This is a genomic window from Halobellus sp. LT62 (assembly GCF_037031285.1).
GTDB classification, from domain to species: Archaea; Halobacteriota; Halobacteria; order Halobacteriales; family Haloferacaceae; genus Haloquadratum; species Haloquadratum salinisoli.
Window position 1 is genome coordinate 1,503,331 of the sequence record NZ_JAYEZO010000001.1, and the last position, 26,521, is coordinate 1,529,851.

At 65.6% G+C, this 26,521-nt stretch carries 16 protein-coding genes and 1 pseudogene; 3 read left to right on the forward strand and 14 right to left on the reverse strand.

The window, feature by feature from the left end; genetic code table 11:
* Window positions 1-9 precede the first annotated feature (9 nt).
* Both U5919_RS07420 and U5919_RS07425 read left to right on the forward strand, forming a co-directional pair.
* Window positions 10-462, forward strand: a pseudogene (locus tag U5919_RS07420) (HhH-GPD family protein); the annotation flags it as partial.
* Between the two features lie 203 nt (window positions 463-665).
* A complete protein-coding gene (locus U5919_RS07425; RefSeq protein ID WP_336023197.1) occupies window positions 666-1,805 on the forward strand; it encodes a site-2 protease family protein in 1,140 nt (379 codons plus the stop codon).
* Window positions 1,806-2,130: 325 nt separating this feature from the next.
* Here the strand turns inward: U5919_RS07425 and U5919_RS07430 are convergent, their stop codons facing one another.
* The 12 genes from U5919_RS07430 to U5919_RS07485 form a co-directional block, all read right to left on the reverse strand.
* Window positions 2,131-2,421, reverse strand: a complete 291-nt coding sequence (locus U5919_RS07430; protein WP_336023199.1) for a hypothetical protein — start codon at window positions 2,419-2,421, stop codon at window positions 2,131-2,133.
* A 91-nt stretch (window positions 2,422-2,512) separates the two neighbouring features.
* Window positions 2,513-3,886 carry a geranylgeranyl reductase family protein gene (locus tag U5919_RS07435; RefSeq protein ID WP_336023201.1) on the reverse strand — a complete coding sequence of 458 codons (1,374 nt, stop codon included), beginning with the start codon at window positions 3,884-3,886 and terminating at the stop codon, window positions 2,513-2,515.
* Window positions 3,887-3,978: 92 nt separating this feature from the next.
* Window positions 3,979-5,061, reverse strand: coding sequence for an ABC transporter permease (locus U5919_RS07440; protein WP_336023203.1), 1,083 nt, complete (start codon window positions 5,059-5,061; stop codon window positions 3,979-3,981).
* A complete protein-coding gene (locus U5919_RS07445; RefSeq protein ID WP_336023204.1) occupies window positions 5,054-6,286 on the reverse strand; it encodes an ABC transporter permease in 1,233 nt (410 codons plus the stop codon). Before U5919_RS07445 ends, U5919_RS07440 begins: the two co-directional genes overlap by 8 nt.
* Window positions 6,283-7,866, reverse strand: coding sequence for an ABC transporter ATP-binding protein (locus U5919_RS07450; RefSeq protein ID WP_336023205.1), 1,584 nt, complete (start codon window positions 7,864-7,866; stop codon window positions 6,283-6,285). The genes U5919_RS07445 and U5919_RS07450 overlap by 4 nt, the downstream gene beginning before the upstream one ends.
* Before the next feature lie 168 nt (window positions 7,867-8,034).
* A complete protein-coding gene (locus U5919_RS07455) occupies window positions 8,035-9,171 on the reverse strand; it encodes a BMP family lipoprotein (protein ID WP_336023207.1) in 1,137 nt (378 codons plus the stop codon).
* A gap of 161 nt (window positions 9,172-9,332) precedes the next feature.
* Window positions 9,333-10,727: a phosphopentomutase/phosphoglucosamine mutase gene (locus tag U5919_RS07460; RefSeq protein WP_336023209.1), complete on the reverse strand. Its 1,395-nt coding sequence runs from the start codon at window positions 10,725-10,727 to the stop codon at window positions 9,333-9,335.
* Between the two features lie 77 nt (window positions 10,728-10,804).
* Entirely contained in the window at window positions 10,805-11,722 is a 918-nt protein-coding gene (locus U5919_RS07465) for a sensor histidine kinase (protein WP_336023210.1), read from the reverse strand.
* A gap of 138 nt (window positions 11,723-11,860) precedes the next feature.
* On the reverse strand, window positions 11,861-12,676 hold the full coding sequence (locus U5919_RS07470) for a hypothetical protein (RefSeq protein WP_336023211.1): 816 nt from the start codon (window positions 12,674-12,676) through the stop codon (window positions 11,861-11,863).
* A 6-nt stretch (window positions 12,677-12,682) separates the two neighbouring features.
* Window positions 12,683-14,674, reverse strand: a complete 1,992-nt coding sequence (locus tag U5919_RS07475) for a PKD domain-containing protein (RefSeq protein ID WP_336023213.1) — start codon at window positions 14,672-14,674, stop codon at window positions 12,683-12,685.
* A 195-nt stretch (window positions 14,675-14,869) separates the two neighbouring features.
* The gene (locus U5919_RS07480; protein WP_336023214.1) at window positions 14,870-21,736 is read right to left on the reverse strand and encodes a malectin domain-containing carbohydrate-binding protein; all 6,867 of its coding nucleotides are present in this window, start codon (window positions 21,734-21,736) and stop codon (window positions 14,870-14,872) included.
* Window positions 21,737-22,062: 326 nt separating this feature from the next.
* Entirely contained in the window at window positions 22,063-22,608 is a 546-nt protein-coding gene (locus U5919_RS07485) for a DUF7344 domain-containing protein (protein WP_336023215.1), read from the reverse strand.
* Between the two features lie 210 nt (window positions 22,609-22,818).
* Between U5919_RS07485 and U5919_RS07490 the strand changes: the two genes are divergently transcribed.
* On the forward strand, window positions 22,819-23,100 hold the full coding sequence (locus tag U5919_RS07490) for an acylphosphatase (RefSeq protein ID WP_336023217.1): 282 nt from the start codon (window positions 22,819-22,821) through the stop codon (window positions 23,098-23,100).
* Between the two features lie 57 nt (window positions 23,101-23,157).
* Here the strand turns inward: U5919_RS07490 and U5919_RS07495 are convergent, their stop codons facing one another.
* Window positions 23,158-23,955 carry a TrmB family transcriptional regulator gene (locus U5919_RS07495; protein WP_336023219.1) on the reverse strand — a complete coding sequence of 266 codons (798 nt, stop codon included), beginning with the start codon at window positions 23,953-23,955 and terminating at the stop codon, window positions 23,158-23,160.
* Window positions 23,952-26,519, reverse strand: a complete 2,568-nt coding sequence (locus U5919_RS07500; protein ID WP_336023220.1) for an efflux RND transporter permease subunit — start codon at window positions 26,517-26,519, stop codon at window positions 23,952-23,954. Before U5919_RS07500 ends, U5919_RS07495 begins: the two co-directional genes overlap by 4 nt.
* Window positions 26,520-26,521: the final 2 nt, after the last annotated feature.

Consider the following 26,521-nt stretch of genomic DNA (forward strand, 5'->3'; position numbering starts at 1 on the left):
ATACCGCTCTTCTATCGGGCCTTCGACGTCGAAGACGACGATTCGGAATTCGAGCGCGTGGCTGCGGAACTGATGCCCGCAGGCGAGTCTCGCGTCTGGAACAACGCCATAATGGAACTCGGCGGCGTCGCTTGCGGGAAGACCCCCCGGTGCGACGAGGCGGGCTGCCCGTGGCGACGGTGGTGTCACGCCTACCAGATCGGTGACTTCACCGCGCCCGACGTTCCGACCCAACCGAGTTTCGAGGGGAGCCGCCGGCAGTTCCGCGGGCGGATCGTTCGACTCCTCGGCGAACACGACGAAATGGATCTGGACACGCTCGGCCACCGAATCCGCGTGGACTACACTCCCGACGGTGAGCACGGGCGAGAGTGGCTTCGAGACCTACTTTCAGATCTCGCTGATGACGGCCTCGTCCGAGTCGAGGAACGGGGTGATCAAACGGTCGCTCGACTCCGATAGTCCGAGTCAGGTCCGCTGAACCGCTTCTCGGAGGAATCAACGGCGGGTTCTATCGTATCCATTGCAACTGAGTGCGCGTGTGCTCCCGGGCGTTGGGTGCCGTAGATACTGCTCTCCTACGCCGGCTCTGACTTCGGTTTCCAATCAACAGTTAACCCCGTGAATCGCCACTGTTTTCGGGATACTGCTTATCAATAGGTTGTATGCGAAGTTACACCGTAATGGAGATATGGGGAATCCCGATTCGGATAAATACGTCGCTGTTGATCTTCCTCCCGATCCTCGCGTGGTTGATCGGAAGCGGTCAACAGATCGAGCTGTACGCGGGATTTATCGAAGGTCTCACCGGTGTCGGATTCGATATCGATCGCCTTCGAGCTGGCGCTACTCCATGGATCATCGGCGTCGCCGCAGCTGTTGGGCTGTTCGTGAGTGTGACGCTCCACGAACTCGGTCACTCGTGGGTTGCGCTCCGATACGACATCGAAATCGAGTCCATCACCCTGTGGATTTTGGGTGGAATTGCGTCGCTGAAAACCCTTCCGAAGGAATGGAACCGTGAATTCTGGATCGCTATCGCCGGGCCAATTGCGAGCGTTCTCGTCGCTGTAGTCTGCTATGCGGGCGTCTTGATCACCCCGCGATCGTTGCAAGTGACCCGTTTTGTCGTCGGCTGGCTCGCAATTACCAACGTTTCACTGACGGTCTTCAACTTGCTTCCGGCGTTCCCGATGGACGGTGGTCGCATCTTCCGGGCGATCCTCGCTCGGTCCCGCCCGTACGGAACTGCGACTCGGATCGCCGCTCGGGTTGGCGTCGCTTTCGCGTTCCTGTTCGCTATTGTCGGCGTTCTCAACTTTCAGATCATTCTCCTGCTTCTGGCACTGTTCATTTACGGCGCTGCGACGACCGAATCGCGGACGGTTCTCCTCGACGAACTGCTCGAAGGCATCGCTGTCGGCGACATTATGACGCGCGATCCCGCCTCTATCTCGGCCGGCACGACGGTCGACGAACTCGGAGAGCAGATGCTCCGTGACCGCCAGACGACTCACCTCGTCACCGATGCCGCCGGTTCGGTGGTCGGTACCGTCACGCTCGAGGACCTGAGGAAGGTCGGTCGTGGCGACCGAGCGACGACGCGAGTCGAGGAGATTATGGAGGAGATCCCGCGGGTCGAGGCTGGTGACGACGCCTTCGATACGCTAGCGATGCTGAACCAGTCCGGCGGCTTCGAAGCCCTCGTCTACGAAGAAGGTTCGCTCGTGGGTGTTCTCTCCGAAGCCGACTTCGCTCACGCGATGACGATTCGCCGCGGCTTCCGGTCGACTCTCGCCACCTAATCGAGTCTTCTCGTCGGATTAGTGATTCCGGCGACCCTGTTGACCGAAACGACGCCGCGGCTGGTGTTCGCGGTCTGTCTCGCGACGTCGCTGTGCATCTTCCCACTGCTCCGACGGAGATCTGCCGGGACGCTTGGCGAGCAGACTCTACAACGGACGCCCGAATCGAGGCGGTGAATTCCCTCGTCAAGCCCCGAGGGACTCGCCTTGTATATTGATAGATCGGAAGACTGCGTGCTCTCGAATGGCTACCGTCTCTGTTGGATCTCGATTCTAAGCGCCAGCGACGTTCTTGCGGTCCTGTGTGCGATCGATCTACTCGTTTTTACCTCCCGAGCCAATCGTTGTCGCTGACCCCGTATCCGTTTTCTTGACAGTACTGCCGGGCGCGCTGACGGACTGTTCGTGAACTCGGACGCTGCCGGGTCGCCTGAATCCGCTCGATGATCCAGTCGGTCACGACGGCGATTCCCTCGTCGTTGTCGTCCGGTGTGACGTCTTCCAGAGCGCGGAACGTCTTTTCGTAGACCTCATATTGCTGCTCCCGGTCGTCATCCCGTACGTTTGCCTCGGATTCGGCCTCCGCGATGCGGTCGATAGCAGTGTCGATGGACATACTCCACCGTAGCACTCCCTCGGTAGTAAAGCACCGGTCATCGGAATACCTCGATCGTCCCCGAGAGCGAGAGCCGTCGGCGTCCGACTGCTCAGTACTTCGGATCCGCGCCGGTGACCGCGTAGATGTCGTCCATCAGGTCGTCGCGCTGGTCCTTCCAGACTTCGAGCGCCTCGGGTCGGCCCGGATAGCGGGCGTAGTGATCCATCAGTTCGTCCGCGAGGCTCTTCGTCTTGTAGAAATTGAGGATCTGTCCCCAGTAACCGAAGGAGTCTTTCGCGGTCTTCGCGACCAGCGCCGGACCGAACGAGGTGGTACCGGAGTACAGCGCCTCCGCGAGCTTCTCGCCCGGAAGCGAGGCCAGAAGTCCCATCAGGTCGTCGACGTCGACGGCGGTCGAGAGGACGTTGTACACGTCGAGTCCGGCGTAGCGCCCGCCGAAGTGGTCCATCACGCGCTCGTTGTAGTGCCACAGCGCGTCCTCGCTGACGTCGCCGTCGCCGATGGCGCGGATGACCTGCTGGCCCGCGTAGGTCCCCGCGTAGGCGGCTCCGGCGATGCCGCCGCCGGTGGTAGGGTTGACGTGGCCGGCGGCGTCGCCGACCGCGACGAAGCCGTCCGCGACCGCCGAGTCGTAGGGACGCCGGGTCGGCAGCGCCGCGCCGAGTTTGTCGGTGACTGTCGCACCCTCGAACTCGGGTCGGTTCCGAAGGTCTCTCTTCAGGTCCTCGACGAGCTTCATCGGTTCCTCGTTCATCTGGAAGCCGAGGCCGGCGTTGATCGTCGTCTCGGTCCGCGGGAAGTACCAGAGGTATCCGGCCGCTCGCTCGGTCGGTTTGAAGACCAGCGCGTCGTCCCACTCGACGGGCTCTGGGACTTCGACGATCTCTCTGTACGCCGAACAGAACTGCGAGTAGGAGACGTTCGTATCGAACGTGGCGTTCGAGAAATCGGTCTTATCCTGCAGGATCGAGAGCGAACCCGCGCCGTCGACGACGACGTCGGCATCGAACGCGACGACCTCGCCGTTCGTCTTCGCGCGGACGCCGGTGACGGTGCCGTCGTCGTCCTGCACGACGTCCTGAACGACGGTGTCGTAGTGGAACTCGGTGCCAGCCCGCTCGGCTCCCTCGATGATCAGGCGACCGTACTCCCAGCGGTCGATGACTGCCAGCTCGCCCGGCACGGGAATTTCGAGGACCGTGTCCTCTTGGGGGATCTCGAATCGGCCGTGGTCGACGCCCGTGTTCGTGAACGCGCCCTCGATCTGCGATTTCGGGATCGCTTCGGGGAAGGCGTCAGCCCCCTTCAGCGCGTCACCGCAGGCGATGTGGCCCGCCTCTTCGGCGGACTTCCGTTCGACGATGGCGACGTCGAGGCCCTCGCGGGCGACGGTGGCCGCCGCGTAGCAGCCGGCCGTCCCCGCCCCGACGACGACGACGTCGTACTCGTGGGAGGTACTCATCGTTCCGTCTCTCGCGTGCGTCCGGAAAACTCTTTATCCCTCGGTCGGGGACGCCGGAATCGGTGCAGACAGAGACCGTCCCGCAGTCCGGCTCACCCCTCGCCGGATTCGTAGTGCTCGCCCGCGGCCTCGGGAATCCGCGTGCGGCCGACGAGCGCGAGGACGATGATCACGACGACGAACGGCGTGATACGGATGAGCTGACGGGGAACGCCGATGCCCTGCAACTGGAGGAACGTCTGCATCGCGTCGAGCCCCGCGAAGAGCAGCGTCGAGAGGAACGCGCCGATCGGGTTGTAGTTGCCGAACAGGTACGCGACGATGGCGATGAATCCCTTCCCGTTGACCATCGTCGGCCCGTTACCGGTGAACTGCCCGAGATCGAGCGAGAGCGCGGCCCCGCCCATCCCCGAGAGTACACCGGAGATGAGCACCGCAGCGTATCTGACGCGCGTGACGCTCACGCCCGCCGTGTCCAGCGCCTTCGGGTTCTCACCGCTGGCGCGGACCCAGCGACCGAACGTGGTTCGCTCGAAGACGTACCACGAGAGGCCGACGGCCAGAAACAGCAGGTACACGGAGGGCGACGCCGAGAACAGCGCGCCGAAGAACGGGATGTCCGCGAGCACCGGCACCGAGATCGACCCGGGCGTCGCGACCGTCGGCGTGTTGGGGCCGCCGTAGATGACCTGCGAGGCGAACGGCGCGAGCCCGAGCGCGATGAGCCAGACGGCGAGCCCCGCGATGATCTGATCCGCGCGGAACTCGATCGTGACGACCGCGAAGAGCAGCGCTAAGAGCGCGCTGGCGACGATACCGCCGCCGAACCCGATCCAGACGCCTCCGGTGACGTCGGTGACGTAGATCGCGGTGAACGCCGAGATGATGAGAAGCCCTTCGAGGCCGATGTTGATCACACCGGACTTCTCCGAGAAGATGCCGCCCAAGGCGGCGAAAGCGATCGGGACCGAGAGCCGAAGCGCCGCCGAAAGCGTGTTCCGGCTGGTGAGTACGTCGGCGAAGGTTCCGACGATCGAGTCCGGGAACAGCCACCCGCCGACGAGAAGCAGCGCGAGCGCGACGAGCGTGATGCCCGCGATGAGTACCCGCGACGAATAGCGCTCTAACAGCCCCTCGTCTGGACCGGCGACTGAATCGGCCGTGGTCTCACTCATCTTCCTCGCCCCCCGGCCGACCGCCGTCGGTGGCGACGACCCTATCTCCCGCGTCGGTCACCCGCTTGCCGATCAGCCGGAAGAACTCCGGCATCGCGACGAAGAGGATGATGAGCCCGCGGAGGACCCCGACGAGCTGCGGCGGGACGTCGGTCGCGAACTGCACGACCGTCGTGCCGCTCTTGAGGACGCCGAAGAGCAGCGCTGCGACACCGACACCGAGCGGGTTGTTCCCCGCGAGGATCGAGACGGTGATCCCGTCGAACCCGTAGTCGGGAACGCCCGTCTGGAACGTCCCGAGGATCATCATCACGTACATCGCGCCGGCGATCCCGCCGAGCGCGCCCGAGAGCGTGAGGCTCGCGACGATCGTTCGCCCCGCGTCGACGCCGCCGTACTCCGCGGCGTCGGGCTGAATCCCGCTCGTGCGGACGTCGTACCCGAACGCCGTGTATTCGAGGATGTAGTACAGCCCGACGACCGCGACGATGCCGAAGGCGAGCGCGATAAGCGAGAAGTCCTGCTGTCCACCGAAGAGCACGGTCGGGAACTGCGCGTACTCCGGCAGCGGGACCGTCTGGTTCGCCGGGCTGTTCGGGTCCTTGAAGACGCCGCTGACGAGATACAGCGCGACCCCGGTCGCGATGAAGTTGAGCATAATCGTCGTGATGACCTCGTTGGCCTCGGCGTAGGCCTTGAGCAGGCCGGGGATCGCGCCGTACAGCCCGCCGAACACCGCGCCGACGAGAATTCCGAACGGGATCAGAAGCACCGTGCCGACGACCCCGGAGACGAGCGGCGACACCCAGAGGACGCCGAGCGCGGTCGCCAGCGCGCCGACGACCATCTGTCCCTGTGTTCCGATGTTGAAGATGCCCGCGCGGAACGCCAAGGCGACCGAGAGACCCGTAAAGAGCAGCAGCGTCGTCTCACGGAGAGTCACGGAGAACTGTCCGTCCGGCGACCAGCCGCCGCTCTGCGGATTGCCGAGCGCGCCCAAGAACAGCCGATCGAAGACGAGGACGGGGTCATAACAGAACCCCGTGCCGAAGTAATAGACCGCCTCGTTGGCCGTACACGTCGTCATCCGCCCGGCGATGAGCACGAGGACCGCTCCGACGAGAATCGAGAGCACGAGCGCCGCGGTGCTGATCAGAATCCGTTCGGTCGCCGACGCGGTCGCGAGCCGTTCGAGGACGTCGCGGGCGCGGTCGCGAACGGTCACGCGCGTTCACCTCCGGCGGACGCCTCGACGTCCTGTTCCGTCTCGGTCGTCGCCGGATCCGCCGGTTCGGGGCGTTCGCCGGCCATCAACAGGCCGAGTTCCTCTTCGGTCGTCGCCGACGGGTCGACGACGTCCATAAACTCGCCCTCGTACATCACGGCGAGCCGATCGGACAGCCCCTGCACCTCTTCGAGTTTCGAGGAGACGAGCAGGATCGCGACGCCCTCCTTCCGGAGTTCCAACAGGCGCTCGTGGATGAATTCGATCGAGCCGACGTCGACGCCGCGGGTCGGGTGCGCCGCGACGACGAGTTTCGGGTCGCGCTCGAACTCGCGGCCGACGATGAACTTCTGCTGATTGCCGCCCGAGAGCGATTCCGAAATCGAATCGGCGTTCGGGGGGCGGACGTCGTACTCGTCGATGATCTCCTCGGCGTGTTCTCGCGTGTGGGGCCAGTCGATCCGACCGTTCGGGCCGAACTCGGCGGTGTGTTGGCTCCCGAGGAGCGCGTTCTCGACGAGGTCGAAGTCCATCACGAGACCGCGGTCCTGTCTGTCCTCGGGGATGTACGCCATTCCGGCGTCGATCCGGCTCCGCCGCGAGTCGTCGGTGACGTCCCGGCCGAGGAACTCGATCCGGCCGCCGTCCGGGCTCTCGAGGCCTGTCAGGGCTTCGATGAGCTCCGATTGCCCGTTGCCGTCGACGCCCGCGATGCCGAACACTTCTCCCGCTCTCACCTCGAAACCGACGCCGTCGACGGCGCGAACTCCGCGCTCGTCCTCGACGACGATGTCGGAGGCGGCGGCGACGACGTCACCCGTTTCAGCCGGCGGCTTGTCGACGTCTAAGAGCACCTCGCGGCCGACCATCAGTTCCGCGAGGCCCTCGCGTGTCGTCTCGTCGGCGACGACGGTGCCGACGTTGCGGCCGTCGCGGAGCACCGTGATCTCGTCGGCCGCGCGCATCGCCTCGCCGAGCTTGTGCGTGATGAAGATGATCGTCTTGCCCTGCGCGGTCAGCTCTTCGAGCACCTCGAACAGCTCTTCGACCTCTTGGGGCGTCAGCACGGCCGTCGGTTCGTCCAAAATGAGGATATCCGCACCGCGGTAGAGCGCCTTCAGGATCTCGACGCGCTGTTGTTCGCCGACGGAGACGTCCTCGATCCGGGCGTCGGGGTCGACGTCGAACCCGTAGCGTTCCGAGAGGTCGACGACGGCCGCTCTGGCGGCCTCTCGATCGATCGCGAGTCCGCCCCACTTTTTCGGCTCGTTGCCGAGCGTGATGTTCTCGGTGACCGTCATCGGATCGACCAGCATAAAGTGCTGGTGGATCATCCCGATCCCGGCGTCGATCGCGTCGCGTGGCGAATCGAACGATCGCTCCGCGTCATCGACGAGCACGCGGCCAGCAGTCGGATCGTAGAAACCGTAGAGAACGTTCATCAGCGTCGTCTTTCCCGCACCGTTCTCACCGAGGAGAGCGTGTACAGTCCCGCGCTCGACGGCGAGGTCCACGTCGTCGTTGGCGACGACACCCGGGAACCGTTTGGTGATCCCGTCGAGGTGGACGGCTGTATCCATAGATCTGTCTCTCCCTTCGTCGGGGGACCAACGAATAGGTTTGGATATTACGCCGTCAGACCGCTCGAAAATACCGGACGTGGCAACTGTGTGTGACGTGCGTCGCGAAAATATGTGGCGGATCTCGCCCTCACGAACAGTCAGCGCTCCGATCTGCCGCCGACTACCTTACTCGGGCGAGTCGGGAACGTCGATGTCGCCCGCGATGATGTCCTCGCGTGCGGTCGCGACTTCCTCGGTGACGTCGTCGGGGATCTCCGAACCGAGCTCGTCGCCCCAAACGAGTTCGACCCCGTTCTGTTCGAGTCCGAGGGTGATGATGTCACCGCCCTCGAAGTTACCCTCGACGACCGACTCGATGGAGTTGTAGACGGCCGTGTCGACGCGTTTGGACATACTCGCGAGGATGACGTCGCTGTAGGAGGGCTTCGTGACCGACTGGTCGCGGTCGACGCCGATCGCGAACTTGCCCTGCTCTTGGGCGGCTTGGAAGACGCCCGTGCCGGTGTTTCCGGCCGCGTGGTAGACGATGTCAGCGCCGCTGTTGTACATCGCCGTGGCGGCCTCTTTCCCCGCCGCGGGGTCGTTGAAGCTTCCCGTGTAGTTCGTACTGACGTCGACGTCGTCGCTGCCGGCCTGTGCGCCCGCGACGAACCCGGCCTCGAACTTCTGGATCAGATCGGACTCGACGCCGCCGACGAACCCGAGGTTCGTCGAGTCGCCCTCGGTCGACCCGGCACCGGCCGAGAAGTCCCGCGTCGTGAGCAGGCTGGCCATCAGGCCGGCGAGGTACGACCCCTCGTGCTCGGCGAACACGTAGTTGTCGACGTTCGAGGCTTCGACGACGGAGTCGACGAGCATGAAGTCCTGATCGGGGTAGGACTCGGCGTTTTCCGTCAGCGCGTCCGTCTGCAGGAAGCCGATGCAGCAGACGAGATCGTAGTTCGGATCCGTCGACTGCGCGAACTGCTGCTGGAACGAACTGAACTGCGAGACCTCGTCGGGCTGAGCCTCGTTGAAGGAGATGTCGAGCTCTTCTTCGGCCTGCAGCGCACCCTGCTGGGCTTGGTCGTTGAACGACCCGTCGCCGAGGCCGCCCGTCGCGTAGACCATCCCGATGTTGGCCGCCGGGCCGCTTTCCCCCTCGGTCGTCGTCTGCTCTGTCTCGGAGCCGCCGGAGTCGCTGTCGCCGCCGGAATCTCCGGAGCTGTCGCCGCCGTCGCCACCGGAGGGCCCCCCACTGCAGCCCGCCAATCCGGCAATTCCCGCCACACCAGTCGCCTTCACGAATGTACGTCTATCCATAGCTGTGGACACCTATAGAACACCTGGTAGTGAGATGTGCATAAAATCGTCGCTTTGGGCTGTGCACCCGCGATCCTCGACTGAAAAAAGTGGACAGGTATTCGATAGCGTGTCGCAAACTTGGTCACGCTGGAGACACGGCGACCACGTCGATGGCCTCGTCAGTGCTCTGCGTCCTCGACGGCCGCTTCGACGACCTCCGAGACGTCGGCGACGAACGCGTCGACGTCGTCGGCCTCGGCGTACACGCGGACGTACGGTTCCGTCCCGGAGGGTCGAACGAGCGTCCACGACCCGCCCTCGAACTCCAGTCGGACGCCGTACTCGGTGTCGACGCTCGCCTCCGGATAGGCCTCCGGAAGCGACGTTTCCAGCCGCGTCATCACGTCAGGCTTCCGACCGTCCGGGCAGTCGACGCTCACTTTCCGGTACGGGCGTTCGGTGACCGGCTCTCGAAGCCCGTCGAGTCCCTCCGCTGCGACGAGTCGCGTCAGCACGGCCGCCGAGGCGATACCGTCGATCCAGCCGCCGTGTGCGGGGTGGATGTGTTTCCACGGCTCCGCGGCGAAGACCACGTCGCCGCCGCTCGCTCGGGCCGAGGCGATTCCCTCGTGCAGCGCCCCGAGGCGAACGCGCTCGACGCGCCCGCCCGCGTCGCGAACGCGCTCGTCGATCCGACCCGAGGCGTTCGGCGTCGTCACGACCACCGGATCGTCCGCCTCGGACGCGCGCACGAAGTGTGAGGCCAGGATTGCGACGACGGTGTCCTCGTGGACGACATCGCCGTCGGCGTCGACGATCACGATCCGGTCGGCGTCGCCGTCGTGACCGATCCCGAAGTCGAAGGCTCCGTCCGCGACGAAGGCCCGCAGATCCGAGAGCGACTCGGGCGTCGGTTTCGACTCCCGGCCGGGGAAGTGGCCGTCGACTTGGCCGTTGAGGGTGACCACGCGCGCACCGAGTTCGCGGAGCGTCTGCGGCGTGCCGAGCGCGCCCATTCCGTTCCCCAAGTCGACCGCGACGTCCAGTCCCGTCGCGTCCGCGCCGAACGATTCGGCGTAGTCGACGACGGCCGCGCGGTACGGCGAGAGGACATCGAGCGACTCCGACCCGCCCCACTCGTCCCACTCGGTCGGTCGCTGTCCGGCGTCGACGCGGGTTTCGACGCCCCGCTCTCGCTCGCGGTCGTACTCCTCGCCGTCGACGAACACCTTGATCCCGTTGTCGGTCGGCGGGTTGTGCGAGGCCGTCAGCATCACGCCGAATCGCCCCTGCGAGGCGAACGCCAGCGCGGGGGTCGGTACCGCGCCGACGCGCCGAACGTCCGCGCCCGCCGACTCGACGCCCGCCTCCACGGCCGCCGCGAGCGCCGGTCCGGTCGTTCGCCCGTCGCGACCGACCACGACCGCCGCGTCGGGGTCACTGTCCACCGTGCCTTCCGTTCCCGCCGCTTCGACCGCGTCAGTGGCGACCGCGCGCCCGACAGAGAGGGCGAGCTCCGGCGTCACCCGCTCTCGCGCGGAGCCGCGAATCCCGGCGGTCCCGAAGAGTTCCATACTCTCTCTCCCCCCGCGATCACCTATAAACTCACGCTTGCGCGCCGCCCCGAATGATTCTGCGACGCCGCCGCGACTCAGGTCCGCGACGCCTTCGGGAGCGTGATCCGCGCGATGGATCCCCGCGGTTCGTTGTCCACGAACCGGATCTCGCCGCCGGATTCGACGACGGCCGCTCGCGCGACCCAGAGGCCGATCCCTTGGGAGTGAAACAGCGGCTTTTCTTCCCCCTTTTCGACGACCTCACGTTCGATTTCCGGAACGCCGGGGCCGTTGTCGGCGATATCGAGGTCGACTGTTTCGTCGACATCAGAACGGATCGACACCCAGACTTTCGGTTGCGCCGAGTCGTTGTGCTTGACGGCGTTCTCGAACAGTTCGTCGATGCCGTACGCGAGGCGGTTGTGCGCTCGAACGGGGCATTTTTCCGGCAGATCAGCGTCGACGACGACGTCCGGATGATCGGCTTCGAAGGCTCTGATCCGCTCTCGAAGGAGCGAGGACAGATCGATCGTGTTGACTGAACCGACACCGTCGAGAACGATATCTCGGAGTAGGTGGGATTTCTCGCTCAGTCGGACTAACTCGTCGACGTGCGTCTCGATCGCCTCGGCGGATCGGTCGTCTTCGATGCCCTCGCGCTCCCGCAGCAGTCCCAAGTTCCCGTTGATGACGTTACACGAGTTCCGGAGGTTGTGCCGGAGAATCCGGTGGAGGATCGAAATTTGCTGGAGCGCCCGCTCTAACTGGCTGTTCTGCTCGGCCAATTCGGCCTCTCGTCGGGAGATGAGAAAGTACATCAACGCCGACGAGGCGGCGACGAACGCCCACCCTTTCCCGGTCTGCAACTGCGTGTACAGACCGGGATCAGAGACCATCGACGCCAACAGGCGGTCCGAAAAAGCGATCCATCCACCGCTCACGACGGCGTAGATCAGCGTGATCCCGAGTGCCGGCAACGCCCCGACGGTTGACGAGTCGTCGGCACGGGACATAGTCAGCAATGGTCGCAGCGGGTAATAAAACCAAGTCGTGAGTTGGATCTCCGACAAGAATGAAGACGAGAGTGAGAGAGCCGACGTCGCCGGAAACGGAGTGCCGACGTCGCTACCGAAAGCGGAGTGCCGAGGTGGTTACCGGAAGCGGTAGATCGCGAGCGCGCCGATAGCGACGATTCCGAGAAGGCCAGCGGGACCGTACAGAGTCGAGAAGCGGTCCGTCGAGAGCTCGTTCCCCCCGCTCTCTAGTTCCTCGGGGATCGCTTCGGCGGGGCCGTCGCCGCTGCCGGTGGAGGCATCGGAATCGTCGTCACCGCTCGATTCACTGCTCCCACCTGTGGACGACTCGTCGGCGGCGTCACCGCTATCGTCGGCACCACTGTCGTCCTCGCTGTCATCGACGGGTTCCTCGACCGAATTCGAATCCGAGGAGTCCGAATCGTTCGACGACGATGCGTCATCGACCGTGAGCGTCGGTCGCTCGGCGTCCGCTACTGTGTAGGCGGCACCGTCTTCATCGCCCAACGCGCGCATATTCACGTCGATCGCCGTCTCCCCGGCCGATTCGCCGCGGACGACGAGCGTCAGAACCGTGACGCGCCCCGTGTCGTCGGTGTCCACGAGTGCGGCGCTGACGTCGACGCCGTCGTCGCGTTCGGTGACGTTGTCGAGGCCGGGATCGCCGTGGATCGTCACGTCCTCGATGGACGCCACGTCCGGGTTCGAGAGCGTGACGGTCGCGTTGATCGCGCCGACGCCATCGTCGGCGTTCTCGACGATCACGTCGACCTCAGTGGTCGCTCCCGAATCGAGGGTGTCGGCTTCCGGAGAGACGCCGAGATCGGTCGTGTCGGCGGCGGCCGCGACGCTGACCGCCCCGGCAAGGATCACGACGAGCGCAAGCGCGCACGCCGCGAATCGATTTCGACGTCGGGTCGTAGCCGCGGCCATCGTCGATCAGGCGACCTCCTCGTAGTAGAGCGTCTGCACGTCGAGAATGTCGAACTCGCCGTCGCCGTTGAAGTCGAAGGCGTCGGACGAGTCTTGGACGACGCCGCTGTCCCGCTCGGCGAACAGGAGCTGGACGTCCAGTTCGTCGACGGTGCCGTCACCGTTCACGTCCTCGTAGACGCCGTCGTTGTCGGGGTCCTGCGCGGGTTGTTCGGACGCGCCGACCACGAGCTCGGAGACACTGAGCGACGCGCCGTTGGTCTCCGTGACCTCGTACGGCTCGCCGGACTCGGTGCCGAGACTGGAGACATCGAGCGCGAGGTCGGTCGCGCCGTCGGACTCGCCGTCGACGGTCACGGTCGCGACGGTCACGGAGCCGGTGTCGTCGGTATCGAGCAGCGCCACGTCGGCGCTCGCCGAACTCCCGTCGCCCGCGACTTGGACGTCCGAGAGCGGGCCGTCGGCCGACATCTCGGAGATCGTCGCGGTCGACGTGTCGTCGACCGAGACGCCGAGGCTGTACGCGCCGACGCCGCCGTCGGCGTTCTCGACGACCACGTCGAACGTCGTCGAGCCGTTCACCGCGACGAGTTCGTCATCGGGTGACAGCGACACCGCCGTCGACAGTCCGGGTTCGGGCTCCGAGGGCTCACTGACCGTCACGGTCTCGGTGACCGTGTCGGTCGCGCCGTCGTCGTCGGTGACGGTCAGTTCGACCGTGTAGTCACCTGCCGAGTCGTACGCGTTCGTGGCTGTCTCACCGGTAGCCGTTTCACCGTCGCCGAAGTCCCACTCGTAGCTCGCGATCGAGCCGTCGGAATCCGTCGACGCCGAGGCGTCGAACGTCACCGTCTCACCCGTTTCCGGGTCCGCGGGTGACGAACTGAACGCCGCCGTGGGATCCTGATTCTCCGGGGGCTGCTCGGTCACGGCGAGCGTGCCGGTCGCGCTGTCGTCGTCGGTCGAGAGCGTCACGTCGTGATCGCCCACCGAGAGACCGCTGGTATCGACGTCGAAGCTCACCTGCTGGCTCGCGTCGCCGTCGAGCGTGACGGACTGACTGTCGACTTCGCTGCCGTCGACGTCGAGCGCGACCGTTTGCGTGCCGGACTCGTCGCCGACGTTCTCGACTGTCGCGGTCACTTCGGCGTCGCTCCCCTGCTCGACCGGCGACTCGATATCGAGTGCCGAGAGCTGGAAGCTCGCCGGATCAGGCTGCGGCGGCGCGCTCACGGAGACGGTCTGCGTCGTCGTGTCGGTCGCGCCGTCGTCGTCGGTGACGGTCAGTTCGACCGTGTAGTCACCTGCCGAGTCGTATTCGTGTGTCGGCGACTCACCGCTGTCGGTCTCGCCGTCGCCGAAGTCCCACGCGTAGGAGGCGATCGAGCCGTCCGCGTCACTGGATCCGGACGCGTCGAAGGAGACCGTCTCACCCGCTTCGGGCGAGGACGGACTCGCGGTGAAGGACGCCGAGGGATCCTCATTCTGGTCAGGATCTTCGACGGTGATGGTCGTCTCTGTTGAAGCTATCTCGTCGTCCTCGTTCGCGACGGCGTCATCGTCGGTCGGGTCCACGCCGGATCCCGTCGCCGAGATCGCGTACTCGCCGGGGGCCGCGTCTTCCGGCACCTGTAGCTCGGTCGTGACCTCGTAGGTCCCCGAACTGAGCCACAGGACCGACGGGGAGTTCGACGGAAGAGCGTTGCCAGTATTGTCCTGCGGACTCGCAGTTCCACCGTCCGAGTCAGTCACCGTGCCTTCCCAACCGTCCGGGAACTCCAACTCGACGAGCGGACCGTTAACGTCCTCCGTTGTCAGCGTCGTCGTGATGGTCACCGTATCGCCGGAATTGACCGTCGTGTTGTCTGCTGTCTGCTCGATCGAGACACTCGGATCGGCCGCCACCGTCCCAACTGGTCCGAAGACCGAGAGGACGATCGTGAGCGCGACGAGCGCCGCGATCGACTGTCTGAGATATCCGTGTACTGTGTCGTTCATCGTTTAGTTTCGTGTGCTTAGGTTTCGTTGTCGCCGTGGGGTCGGTCGTCGTTCGATACGGTGGCCGCGTCGCAGAGTGTGTCCGTCGTCGTCGCGAACGGCGTCGACCGCGTCGCTAGCGGCGTCGACCACCGGGGTCGACAGCGTGTGAGCGGCGACGGGACGCGCGGCTGATTCAGTCATCGGTCGTCGCCCCTACTGGGAGCCGTCCTCCGATTCGATGATCTCGATGGCTCTGATCTCCGCATTCTCGGCCTCTCCTTTCTCGAAGTCGATCGTGATCGTGCCGTCGCCGTTCTCGGTCGCCGTGAACTCCTCCATCGTCCCCGTCGCGTGACCGGCGTCGGCCACGGGGTCGTACTGCGTCAGCACTTGATCGTCCTCGATGGAGACGTTGAACTGCCGGTCGCCGGGTTCTGAGGCCCCGGAGAACGAGTTGGCGAAGTAGAGCCGAACGTCGACCGTCGCGCCGGAGTCGACGTCGAACTCCCACGTGGAGTTCCCGTACCGCTCGCAGTTCCAGACCCCGTCGGGCGTCGATTCGGGCACGGTTCCGTCCGGCGAGACCGCGTCGCCGCCGCAGTAGTTATCGGCGCTGGAACTCGCGACCGACACGAGGTACGTCGAACTCGTGTCGGCGACGCCAGTCCAGTCGGGGCCGTCGTCAGTCGCGGAGACGGTCGTGCTCTCACCGGCGTTCACGCGGTGGAGGACCTGCGCGGGTTGCGGATCGTCGCCGTCGCCGGCACTCTCGTCGTACTTCAATACCACCGCGTTCGACGTTTCGCCGGTGTTTCCGCTCTCGTCCTGCTCGGCCGCGACGAAGTAGTTGAAGCCGCCCTCAGCGCCGCTGGACGACGTGTTGGTGAGAGTGACGTCGACCGTCGCCTCGCCGTTCGAGTCGAGCTGGACCGTCTGGTAGTCGACGTTTTCGGCCGTATTCGCCTCGTAGGCTTCGAGATCGTACCCGTCTGCCTGGTTAGCGAGTTCGAGTTGTCCCTCCACGTGGAGGAGTTCCACGGTCGCGCCGGGCTGTCCGGAGACCGTGACTGTCTGGCTGGCCTCGGAGACCGTCGCTGCGCTGTGGCGCGCGTCGAGATCGCCGTCGTCGAGTGAGACGTCTTGGGCTCCGAGGGTCGGCGCAGTCGGGACGCTCTCAGTCGCAGCGGCCTGTGAGCCGCCGCTGCTTCCGTCACCGAACAGACTCGTGGTCTGTGTGGACCCGTCGGCGTACTCGACGGTCACGGTCGCGCCCGCGAGTTCCAGTCCGGAGACGGAGCCGGCTGCCCCGGTCCCGTCCGCGTTCTTGATACTCGTCGGGTCGATGTCCGTCGAGAACGCGAACGTCTCGCCGCTCTCGAAGTCGGCGAAGTCGATGACCAGTTCGTCGTACCCGTCGTCGCCGTCTTGGTCGTTATGCGGCGCGGCGAACGACCCCGATGGGTCGACCGCGCTCTCGCCGCTGTCCGGCGTGAAGCCCTTCGCACCCGCGTCGCCCGCGGTTCCCTGCGGGTCGAAGACCACGTCGGGGAACGCCGCGGAACTCAGATCGTAGGTGACGGAGGTGATCTCCTGATCGCCGGTGTTGGTGATCTCGAAGGAGCCGCCGTTGAACGTGCTCGCGTCGATGCCGCTGTTCTCGTTGACCGCGAAGTCTGCAGAGGCGGTGGCGTCACCGGAGCCACCGTCCGCGTCCGCCTCAGAGACCTCGATCGCGCTGATCTTCGCGTTGTCGTAGGTCGCCGCGAAGTCGAGGTTCAGTTCGCCGTCGGTGATCTCGGCCGTGAACGTCTCCTCGGTCGCCGTCAGCGGACCGACCTCGGCGAAGAGGTCGTAGTTCGTGAGTACCTGCTCGTCTTCGACGCTCACGTTGAACAGCCGGTCGTTCTCGTTCGTGCCGTCGTCCGGCCCGGTCGAGTCGGGCGAATCGCTGTCGGCGACGCCTTGGTAAATCTCGGCGAAGTGGAGAGTGACCTCGTACTCGCCGTCATCGAGCGGGACGTCGTAACTCAGCGGTTCGGAGTCGGGCGCGCCGCCGTAGCGCTCCGTCTGGTACAACGCGTCGTCCGTCGTCCCGTCGATCGGCTCCGTCGTGCTGTAGGTGCTGCCGCCGTCGAAGTTGGTGTCGGCTTGGTAGACGGTACCGTCCGAAGCCGTGTACTCGTCGCCGCCGCCGTTCACCGCGAAGACGACGTCACCCGGCTGATCGGGCTCGCCGTCGCCGTCACCGGCGCTCTCGTCGTACTTCAGGACGACCGCGTTCGAGTCGAGACCGGTGTCGGAACCGGGCTCTCCCTGGGTCGCCACGAAGTAGTTGTAGCCGCCGACTTCGGTCGAGTTGAGAAGCGTGACGGGCACGTCGGCCTCGCCGTTCGAGTCGAGCGTGACCGTCTCGTAGTTCACCTGCTCGATCTTGTTGGCCTCGTAGGCCTCGATGTCGTAGCCGGGCGTGCCGTCGTACTCGGGGACGTTGCTCAGTTCGAGTTCGGCCTCGAAGTGCAGCAGCGTGGCAGTCTCGCCGGGTTCGCCCGTGACGGTCACGGTCTGGTCGGCCTCGCCAACGGTGGCCGCGCTGTGGTGGTCGCGGAGCGCGCCGTCGTCGAGGTCGACGTTCTGCACGTCGATGCTCGGTGCCGCTGGGACCGACTCGTCGAGCGTCGCTTGGACGCCGCCCGCGCTGCCATCACCGAACAGCTGGGTCTCTTGGACCCCTCCGTCGGCGTATTCGGCGCTCACCGTCGAGCGGACGAGTTCGAGACCGGAGATCGGGCCGGCCTCTTGGGAGCCGATGGTCGCGGCCTTGATGCTCGTCGGATCGTTGTCCGCCGAGAACGACACCGACTCACCGGGGTCGAAGTCGTCGAACTCGACGGTCATCACGTCGTAGCCGTCGGAGCCGTTCACGCCGTTGTGCGGCTGGCTGAACACGTCATCGTCGTCGACGCTGACGACGCCGACGCCGTCACCCGACTCCGAGTCGATGTTCAGTCCCTTCGCGGCCTGGTCGCCGGCGGTCCCGTCGGGGTCGAACACCACGTCGGGCATCGCCGACGACGAGAGGTCGAAGGTGACAGACGTTATCTGCTGGTCGCCGGTGTTCGTTACCTCGAAGGAGCCACCGCCGTAGGTGGACGCTTCGACGCCCGAATCGGGCGTGATCTCGACGGACGCCGAGCCGGTCGTCTCGTTGCCGCCGTCACCATCTTGCTCGACGACTGCTTCGGTCGCCCACATATTGACGAGCGTCTGGATCTCGGAGTTGCCGATGGTCTGTTCGCCGGTGTTCGGCACGTCGCTTCCGGTGGCCCACCAGTTGGTCGCCTGCTGGATCTCGGAGTTCTCGATCAGCGAGTCGTTCTCGCCGCCCATCGCCACCGATTGGGTGATAGTCAGATCGCCGTCGGTCGGTTCACCCGGACCGTCGTCCGTCGGCTGGACCGTCACGTCGACCGTGTCGGTGTCGCTGTCCTGCCCGTCGGAGACGCTGACTTGGAAGGTGAACGTCGTTTCCGACTCGACGTCGGGCGCGGTGAACGACACCTGCTCGCCGTCGCTCATATCGAGCAGCCCGTCGGGGGTTCCGGCGGTCTGCGTCCACGTGTAACCGAGCGCGCTATCGTCGCCGTCGGGATCGGTCGATCCCGAGGCGTCGAGCGTGACCTGTTGGCCCGCGTCGACAGTGACGTCAGCGCCCGCGTCGGCCTCCGGCGGCTGGTTCTCCGGCGCGTTCACGTACTCGACGTCGAGGTTCGTCCACGTGGCGTCGAACGTCGAACCGGCTTGGTAGGACGTCGAGATGACGCCCACCGCGGTACCGGTGTCCGAACTGTTGAGCCACGATTCGGGGATCGTCGTCGAGCCGACGAACGTCTGCTCGCCGTCCTCGGGCGTGTAGTACGCCTCGACGGTGTTGTTGCTCGGGTACACCGTCATTTGGAGGTCGGTGTCGCTGTCGGAGCCCGCGACGGCCGGATCGTCCGGCTGTTCGACGTTCTGGAAGTTCCCGTCGGTCTCGCCGGCGAACTGGATGCCGCCGCTGCCGCCGTTCGCGGCGGTGATGAGTTTCAGGTAGTTGTCCTGATCGCCGTTGCCGATGTGGATCCCCGCACCCTGGTAGTTCGTGGGATCTTCGGGGAGACCGTTCACCGTCGTCGAGACCGTGAACGGCTCCTCGGGCGCGTCGAATCCGCGCTGGAACGCGTACTGCTGGTCGTTGTTCGTCGCGTCACCGGTCGGCACGTCTTCGACCGTGAGGACCTGCGCCGCGCCGCCGACCGTCAGCTGGTCGGGATCGTAGAGGTCCTGATAATCGGTCTCACCGTTCGTCATCAGGCCGGTCCAGCCCTGACCGTTCTCGCCGAACAGTTGCGTCTCCGAGAAGTCCATCTGGATCGGCAGGGTCGTCGACGTACCGTCGTCGGGATCCACGGCGAAGTGATCGCTCGTGTCGGGCTGTCCGTCGTTGTCGTCGTCGGGATCGTTCAGGTTCGATGTGCCGTCGTCGTCGAAGTCGGGGGGCGTCGAGGCGGCCGAGCACGGATCCGTGCCGGCATCGATCTCGTCGGCGTTGTCGTAGCCGTCGCCGTCCTCGTCGAGCGACGCGTCGTCGGCACCGGTACACACCGGATCGGTTCCGTCGCTGTCGTAGTCGTTCGGCTCGAACACGGTGAGATCACCGCGGGCGGTCCAGACGGTTCCCGGGAAGGGACCGTCGTCGCCCTGTGCGGCGATTCCCAGCGCGCTGAGGTCGCTGAAGAAGTTGCTCTCCTGATCGGTGACGCTCGTTCCGCCGGCGTCGAGTTGGACGCGCTCGACCGAACTGGAGCCGACGACGACGAGCAAGTCGCCCTGCATCGAACCGCCGAAGTTCGAGGCGGTGTACTCGTCCATTCCGCCGGTCCAGCCGAACGTGTCACCGAGGGAGTTGTCCTCGGAGGGGTCTTGGTAGTCGCACTCGATCGGGTTCACTTCCGAGGCGGGAACGGGGCTGTTCGACTCGTTGATGTCGAAGATGACGTTCCCGTCGGCGTCGTAGATGTCAGCACCGGTCGGGTTCGCCCGGATCGGCGCGGGGTGACCGCCGTAGGAGTCCTCGGTCGCGAGGTGGAGCTGGTCACCGGAGCCGCCGCCGGGATCGTTCGGCTCGTTCGTACAGATTCCGCTCGGCCCCTCGTTGACGGGCTGGCCGCCCCAGCCGCCGTTGGGACCGTTGTCGATGACATAGAGCTGATCGCCTTCGGAGAGCACGAGGTCGTAGGGGTTCCGGTATCCGGTCGAGTAGACCTGCACCGGACCGTCCTCGACCCACTTGGCCTGGTTGATGCCGTCGTTGCCGCCGAAGGGCAGGTCGTCACCCTCCGTGCCGTCGTCGTTCTGGATCGTCGGGATCGCATACAGGAAGTCGAGGCTCGGATAGCTGCTGTCGTAGTCCTGCAGATCCTTCGCTTGGTAGTTCTGCTCGATCTGTGCCAGATCGATTTCGAGGACGGCCGCCGACAGCGCGTACTCGGCCGTGTGGCCGAAGTTGTTACTCGGCGCTCCCTGGTTGGTGTGACCGCCCTGTGCGACGTACAGCGTCTCGCCGTCGTCGGCCAGATCGAGTCCGTTCGTCGCGTGGTTCTCCTCCGAGCGCGGCAGCCCGAGCACCATCACGTCGTGCTCGACGCCGTTGAGGGTGTCTCCGCTACCCCAGTCGAACGTAAGCCGGGAGATCGACCCCGAGTTAGTGTCGGTGTCGTCGTCGTCTTCTCCGACGTCGATTGTCGGGTCGCTGGAGGAGACGTACACGACCGGCTCCGCCGCCGTCCCGCCGACCGTCAGGCCGGTGATCTGGCGGTTAGTCTCGCCGGGGACGTAGGTCCCGAAGTCGTCGTGGTTCGGAATATCTTGGATAAGGTCGATCGACTCCTGCGATTCGACGCTGTAGTCGTTCTCGCCCTCGCGGGTAACGTTCAGCGCGTACACCATTCCGCTCTGCTGGGCGACGTAGAGCCGGTCGTCCGGACCGAATTCAAGCGCCGTCAGCGCGCCCTCACCGAAGCCCTGCAGGCTGCTCTTGCCGAAACCGACTTCCGCCGTGCTCGTTCCCGCTCCGGAGAGATCGACGCTCAGCGGGGAGTTGCTCCCCGAGTGATCGACTTCGAGCGTTCCCGATGCCGACTCGGCGTCCTCGGGCGCGAACGTCACGGGGACGTCCGCGGACTCGCCGGGGACGAGCGTCGTCTGCGACGCCGATCCCGCGGAGAACGCGCTGTCCCCGGAGACCGAGACGTCGTCGATCGTGATGTCGGCGTCGCCGTCGCCGCCGAGGTTCGTCAGCGTGACCGACTCTGTTTCGGTGTCGTCGACGAGCACGCTACCGAAGTCGACGGCGGACGGGCCGCCGAGCGTGTCGGGCTCGGGCTCGGACTCGACGATCTCGATCGCGCTGATCTTCGCGTTGTCCTCGACGTTCGTGAGATCGATGTCGATCTCGCCGTCGTCGGGCGTGACGGTGGAAGACTTCAGCACGCCGACGTCGTGACCGACGTCAGCGTGGATGTCGTAGCCGTCGAGCACCTGCTCGCCATCGACGGTGGCGTCGAAGACCCGCTCACCGTCGGCGGTCTGGTAGATCTCCGCGAAGTAGAGGCGGACCTCGTACGTCTGGCCGCTCTCGACGCCGTCGGAGAACGTCCACTCCTGTTCGCCGTACACTTCCGACTGGAACGCGCTTTCGGGCGTGTCAGCCGGAACTGAGGCGTCCAGCGAGATCGAGTCGCCGGTGTTGAACGTGGAGGTGCTACCGGAGTGGTACTGCTCCCACTCGCCCGTCCAGTCGGGGCCGCTGTCCGCCGCGACGGTGTCGCCTCCCGCGTTTACGCGGGCGATCACCGCCCCTGCCGCGGTTGTGTCGTCTACTTGGGCCGCGGTCAGCGTCCCGTCGTTGATGTCTGTCGCGCGCACGTCGCCGTCGTGTGTGCCGGTCGCGGCCGACGCACCGGCGAGTCCCGCCATCGGCGACGTGATCATAAATATCGCCGCCAAGAGGACTAACGCGCGCCTCGTCGTACTATTCGTCATCTCGATACTCTCTCGAAGGGTGTCCGTCTGGATTGGCCATACATATCATCCCGGCGACAGTTGTGGGCGGCCGGGTCAGGCAGAACTACCCCGATAACGACCGTGAGTATTAGTCCGATACGGCCCGAAAACGGGTTATTCAAGGCCTGTAGTCGTTGTATAACCGACTCATCGAATTCTATGGAGAACCACAGTAGACCACGTAGATCGCGTCATCGGCCACGAATGTCGTCTCGAGGAGAGTTCAGCGGAACCGACTCAAACAAAGAGAAGGTCAGGGAAGGAGGCAAGCGTGACAGGTCAGGAGAAAGTGCAGATGAGACGACTCAAATGGCGAAATCAGAGACGAACCAGTAGCACGCGAACGTCGCACAGAGAGCCACGCCAGTCGCCAAGATGACGCTCGACGGGCTCGATCCGGGGTACAGCGCGATCGCCCCCGTCGTACAGAACCCGGAGGCGAGGGCGGCCGACCAGACCTGCGTCCGGTGCGTGACGTCGACGGTCCGTCGGACCGCCCCGTCGCCGAGGTGCGCCTCCAGCATCTTCGCGCGCTCGGTGAGGCTGAGTCCGACCCACTGGCGGTCGGCCGAAACGAACCCCGCATCGGCGAGCTTCGGCAGGTGATTCTGGTGCAGCGACGTGTAGACGCTCTTCCGCTGGCGATGTGAGACCGTGTCGGGATCGATTTCGTTTTCGTGCGCGGCGATGCGCGTCGACAGCATCCCGATGTCGATCGGCGTCTCGGACTCGCGCAACACGCGGATAACGAGCCGACGGCGGCGGTTGCTCAGCGCGTCGAAAACGACGTCTGTCACGGCGACCCGATCGCCGGTTTTCCCACCCGGTTCGCTGCGCTCTCCGATAGCCATCTCGAAAGTATCTCACGGTAGCTGCGCACATTGTAAGTACCAACATACGGCAATCGAAGGCAAGTAGACACAAAGCTAACCATCTCGGTGCGAACGGCAGACCCGTGCGTCTATTGACTCATTAAACCGAGGTCTGCCGCCCAGCGGCCCCCTCTGACGGGCCGTCGGAGGCGACACGCTCTTTCGATCGACGGACGTAGCGTCGGATCGATGAGCGACGATCGAATCCGAGCGCACGTGTACGTCAGCGGAACGGTGCAGGGAGTCTACTACCGGGCGTCGACCCGGGACGCGGCCCGCGAGCGCGACGTCGACGGCTGGGTTCGCAACCTCGACGACGGGCGCGTCGAGGCGGTATTCGAGGGGCCGGAGTCGCCCGTCGAGGAGATGATCGAGTGGTGTGAGACCGGCAGCACGGCGGCCTCGGTCGACGACGTCGACGTGACGTACGAAGATCCGGAGGGGGTGTCCGGCTTCGACGTCCGGTGGTGAGGCGGGACGCGAGGTGAAAACGGACGGCCGCGGGACCGACGTCGCGCGTCGGAAGCGCTACCCCCAGCCGACGTCGGTGTCGCGGACGAGCGAGTCGATGCTGCCGGCGATCGCACGCGAGAGAATCCGCGCCATCGCCGTGTCGGCCGACCAGATCGCGGTCTCCTCGGCCGACTCTGTCGGAGGCACCGCAGAGAGCAGGACGGCCCGGTCGTCGACGAGGAGCACGCGGCCGGTGTAATCCATCGGCTGCGACTCCTGCGGCGCGTCGACGTCGACGCCGTCGATGGACGCGAACCGCTCTCTGACGTGCGGGTCCTCGCTGATGACAGTGATCGAAACGCCCTCGTCGCGCCGCTCTCTGACGGCGGCGACGACATTGTCGGAGACGAATTCCGGAGCGGACGCCGCGAACAGCAGCGTGTCGGTCGCCTGCCGCGTGAGTTCGACCACGCGGCCGTTGATCGGTTCGCGCCCGCGGACGGTCCACACGTCGTCTCGGGTCTCCTGTTCGGTGCGGGCTCGCCGCTGCGCTTCGAGGAAGGAGAAGGCCCGGTCGGCCTCCGCTTGCAGTTCCTCAGCGAGCCGTCTGCGGGCGGTGTCGAGCCCGGTCGGGCGGTACCGCTTCGGCGTCGACTGCTGGAGTTCGACGAGCCCGCGGTCGAGGAGTTCGTCGGCCGCGCCGTACACCTGCGAGCGGGGGACGTCCGTCTCGTCGTGGATCTGCTTCGCCGTTCCCACGCCGAGTCGGTGCAGCGCGACGAAGACCCGCGCGGCGTAGTTCGAGAGGCCCAGCCGTTCGAGCGAGTCGACCGCGTCGTGTTCGGAGGGGGCGTCCGCGTCGTCGAGGCTCATAGCCGCCCCCCGTCGCTCGGTTGTCCCTGTGGACGCGGCGTCGATCCGGAGACGTCGGCGTCGGCCGCGGAGCGCGCGTCGCCGCGTTCGCCGATCGGAACCGTCGGGTCCCCGTTGACGAGGCGGTCCCACACAACGAGCGCCGAGGGGAGCACCAGCAGCGAGGCGAGGAACGAGTAGGTGATCGAGATCGCCGTCAACACCCCGAACTGCCCGAGGACCGACAGGACCGCGAGGACCAAGACCCCGATCCCGAACGCCGTCGTCGCCATACTGCCGAGGAGCGCGCCGCCGGTCCCGACGACAGTGCGCCGCAGCGCCGGCATCAGCGCGCGTTCGCGCCGCTCGTCGACGAACCGGTGGACGACGTGGACCGAGTAGTCGATCCCGAGGCCGATCGTCAACGAGAGGATCGTCGCCGTGAACGCGTTAAAGGAGATGCCGAGCACGCGCATCGTGCCGGCGACGGAGGCGACCGCGACGACGATCGGCGCGAGGTTCGCGATGCCGAGCGACGGCAGTCCCTCGAGTACCCAGTAGATCGCCACGAGGAACACGACCGTCGCGCCCAACGCGAGCGCGAGGCTCGTGATCGCCGACTCGAAGATGAGATCCGACACCTCTTGGAACACGACGGTATTGCCCGTCGGCGTCGCCTCATAGCGGAATCGGTCCGCGACCTCGTCGGCCGCCGCCGTCGCTTCGCTGTCGGACGCGTCCGCGGACACCGTGTAGACGACCCGAGCGCTCCGATGGTCATCCGCGAGGTACTGCGACGCCCGGTCGCCGGCGGACGACGCCGCCAGTTCGCTGTAGATCGTCCCGAGGTTGTCGTCGGGCACCCCGTTGTCGTTTCTGTCGTTCCGCTCGACCAACGCGGCGAACTCGGGGTCCTGCGCCGCGTGATCTTGAATGACCGTCACGATGCTCGTCGACTCGGCGCGTCGGCTCCCGTCGGTGACGAACTCCGAGGGCGGGTCCTCGCCCGCGCGATGGATCCGTTCGAGGGCGTCGTCCTCTCCCATCCGCCCCTCGACGTATATGGTGACTGACCCCCCCTGCGTGCTGGTGAACCTGTCTTCGAGGAAGTTCAGCGTCCCGACGACGCCGTAGTCGCTCGGCGCGAACGGTTCGGGCAGCGACTTCAGAAGCGGCGAGACCTCCTCCGGCGGGAGGAAGTCCTCCTGTGTGAACGAGGTGTCGACGCCGGTGGCGTATCCAGCCGCACCGGCGCTGAACAGCAACGCGACGACCAGCACGGCGACCGGGGCGTACCGCGCGAGTGTCACCCCGACGGAGAGCGCCTTCCCGAGGAGCGACCCCTCCTCGCCCAGCGGTCGTTGGCTGAACGTGGGGATCGGCCAGTCCTCGCGTCGGCGGTCCATCCAGACCTTCGCCGCGGGCAGGAAGATCCCGAAGATCAGGAAGGTGAAGACGATTCCGACGCCCGCGACGATACCGAAATCGCGGATCGGCGGGAGATCGGAGGCGAGATTCGAGAGGAAGCCGATGACGGTCGTCCCGGTGACGATGAAGAAGGCGACGAGGAGTTGGTCGGTCGTGAGCCGCATCGCCGACTCGACATCGAGCCCGGTCGCTCTGTCCTCGCGATAGCGGTTGATCGCGTGGATCCCGAAGTCGATGCCGACCGCCAAAAGCAGCGGCGGCACCGAGATCATGATCTGATTGAACGGAATCCCCGCGAGACCGAGGAAGCCGAACGTCCAGATGACGGCCATCCCGAGGGAGGTGACGCCCAACAGGAGGTCCAACAGATCCCGATAGGCGATCACGAGAAAGCCGACGATCAGGAGGACCGCCGCGGGCGTCACGATGAGCAGCGAGTCGGTGACGACGGTGCCGAACTCGTCGGCGATGACGCCGCTCCCGAAGACGGTGATGTCGGCGTCGAGTTCCGCGTCGATAATCCGCTGTGCGTCGTTCTGGATCGAGGTCAGCGGGCTCTCTCCCGACTGGCCGACGGACCCGCCGCCCGCGCCGCCGGGGAGGTCGTGTTGCACGACGCCGATCGTCGCGGAGGCCGAGGCCGACCGTCGATTGAAGTCGTTGCTCAGCGTTCCGGTGAAGCCGGCGTTGTCGGCGTTCTCTCGAACCGCGCGACTGATCTCTGTCCGCGTGGCGCGTTCCAGCGTCGTGATCTGACTGTCGATCGTCGTCGCCTCGGGATCGATGCTCCGCGCGACGATCGCAGCCGACGACGACGTGCTCGAGACGTACATATCGTCACGCTCTTCGAGCGCCCGTTGGGCTCTGAGCATCGCGATCAACGAGTCCTTCGAGAGGACGTTTCGGTCCCGCTGGACCAACTGGGTACTCCCGGGACTTTCACCGAACGGCGACTCGAAGTCGTTCTCGATCCGTTCGAGCGCGTTCGCCGCCGGGATGTCCTCGGCGAACTGTTGGGTCCCCGCCTCCGTCGAGACGCTGCCGAGTCCGCCGGCGAATACGAGCGTGACGAGCAGGAACGCCAGCATCACTTTCTTCGGACGGTTGACGATGTTGTCGTCCGCCCAGTCGACGAATCGCTGGAAGTCCAGTCGCATCG

Coding starts and splice junctions, on each gene's coding strand:
- U5919_RS07460 (WP_336023209.1), bottom strand. CDS start 10,727: ATGGAACTCTTCGGGACCGCCGGGATTCGCGGCTCCGCGCGAGAGCGG.
- U5919_RS07470 (WP_336023211.1), bottom strand. CDS start 12,676: ATGGCCGCGGCTACGACCCGACGTCGAAATCGATTCGCGGCGTGCGCG.
- U5919_RS07495 (WP_336023219.1), bottom strand. CDS start 23,955: ATGAGCCTCGACGACGCGGACGCCCCCTCCGAACACGACGCGGTCGAC.
- U5919_RS07465 (WP_336023210.1), bottom strand. CDS start 11,722: ATGTCCCGTGCCGACGACTCGTCAACCGTCGGGGCGTTGCCGGCACTC.
- U5919_RS07480 (WP_336023214.1), bottom strand. CDS start 21,736: ATGACGAATAGTACGACGAGGCGCGCGTTAGTCCTCTTGGCGGCGATA.
- U5919_RS07455 (WP_336023207.1), bottom strand. CDS start 9,171: ATGGATAGACGTACATTCGTGAAGGCGACTGGTGTGGCGGGAATTGCC.
- U5919_RS07440 (WP_336023203.1), bottom strand. CDS start 5,061: ATGAGTGAGACCACGGCCGATTCAGTCGCCGGTCCAGACGAGGGGCTG.
- U5919_RS07485 (WP_336023215.1), bottom strand. CDS start 22,608: ATGGCTATCGGAGAGCGCAGCGAACCGGGTGGGAAAACCGGCGATCGG.
- U5919_RS07500 (WP_336023220.1), bottom strand. CDS start 26,519: ATGCGACTGGACTTCCAGCGATTCGTCGACTGGGCGGACGACAACATC.
- U5919_RS07435 (WP_336023201.1), bottom strand. CDS start 3,886: ATGAGTACCTCCCACGAGTACGACGTCGTCGTCGTCGGGGCGGGGACG.
- U5919_RS07450 (WP_336023205.1), bottom strand. CDS start 7,866: ATGGATACAGCCGTCCACCTCGACGGGATCACCAAACGGTTCCCGGGT.
- U5919_RS07490 (WP_336023217.1), top strand. CDS start 22,819: ATGAGCGACGATCGAATCCGAGCGCACGTGTACGTCAGCGGAACGGTG.
- U5919_RS07430 (WP_336023199.1), bottom strand. CDS start 2,421: ATGTCCATCGACACTGCTATCGACCGCATCGCGGAGGCCGAATCCGAG.
- U5919_RS07425 (WP_336023197.1), top strand. CDS start 666: ATGCGAAGTTACACCGTAATGGAGATATGGGGAATCCCGATTCGGATA.
- U5919_RS07475 (WP_336023213.1), bottom strand. CDS start 14,674: ATGAACGACACAGTACACGGATATCTCAGACAGTCGATCGCGGCGCTC.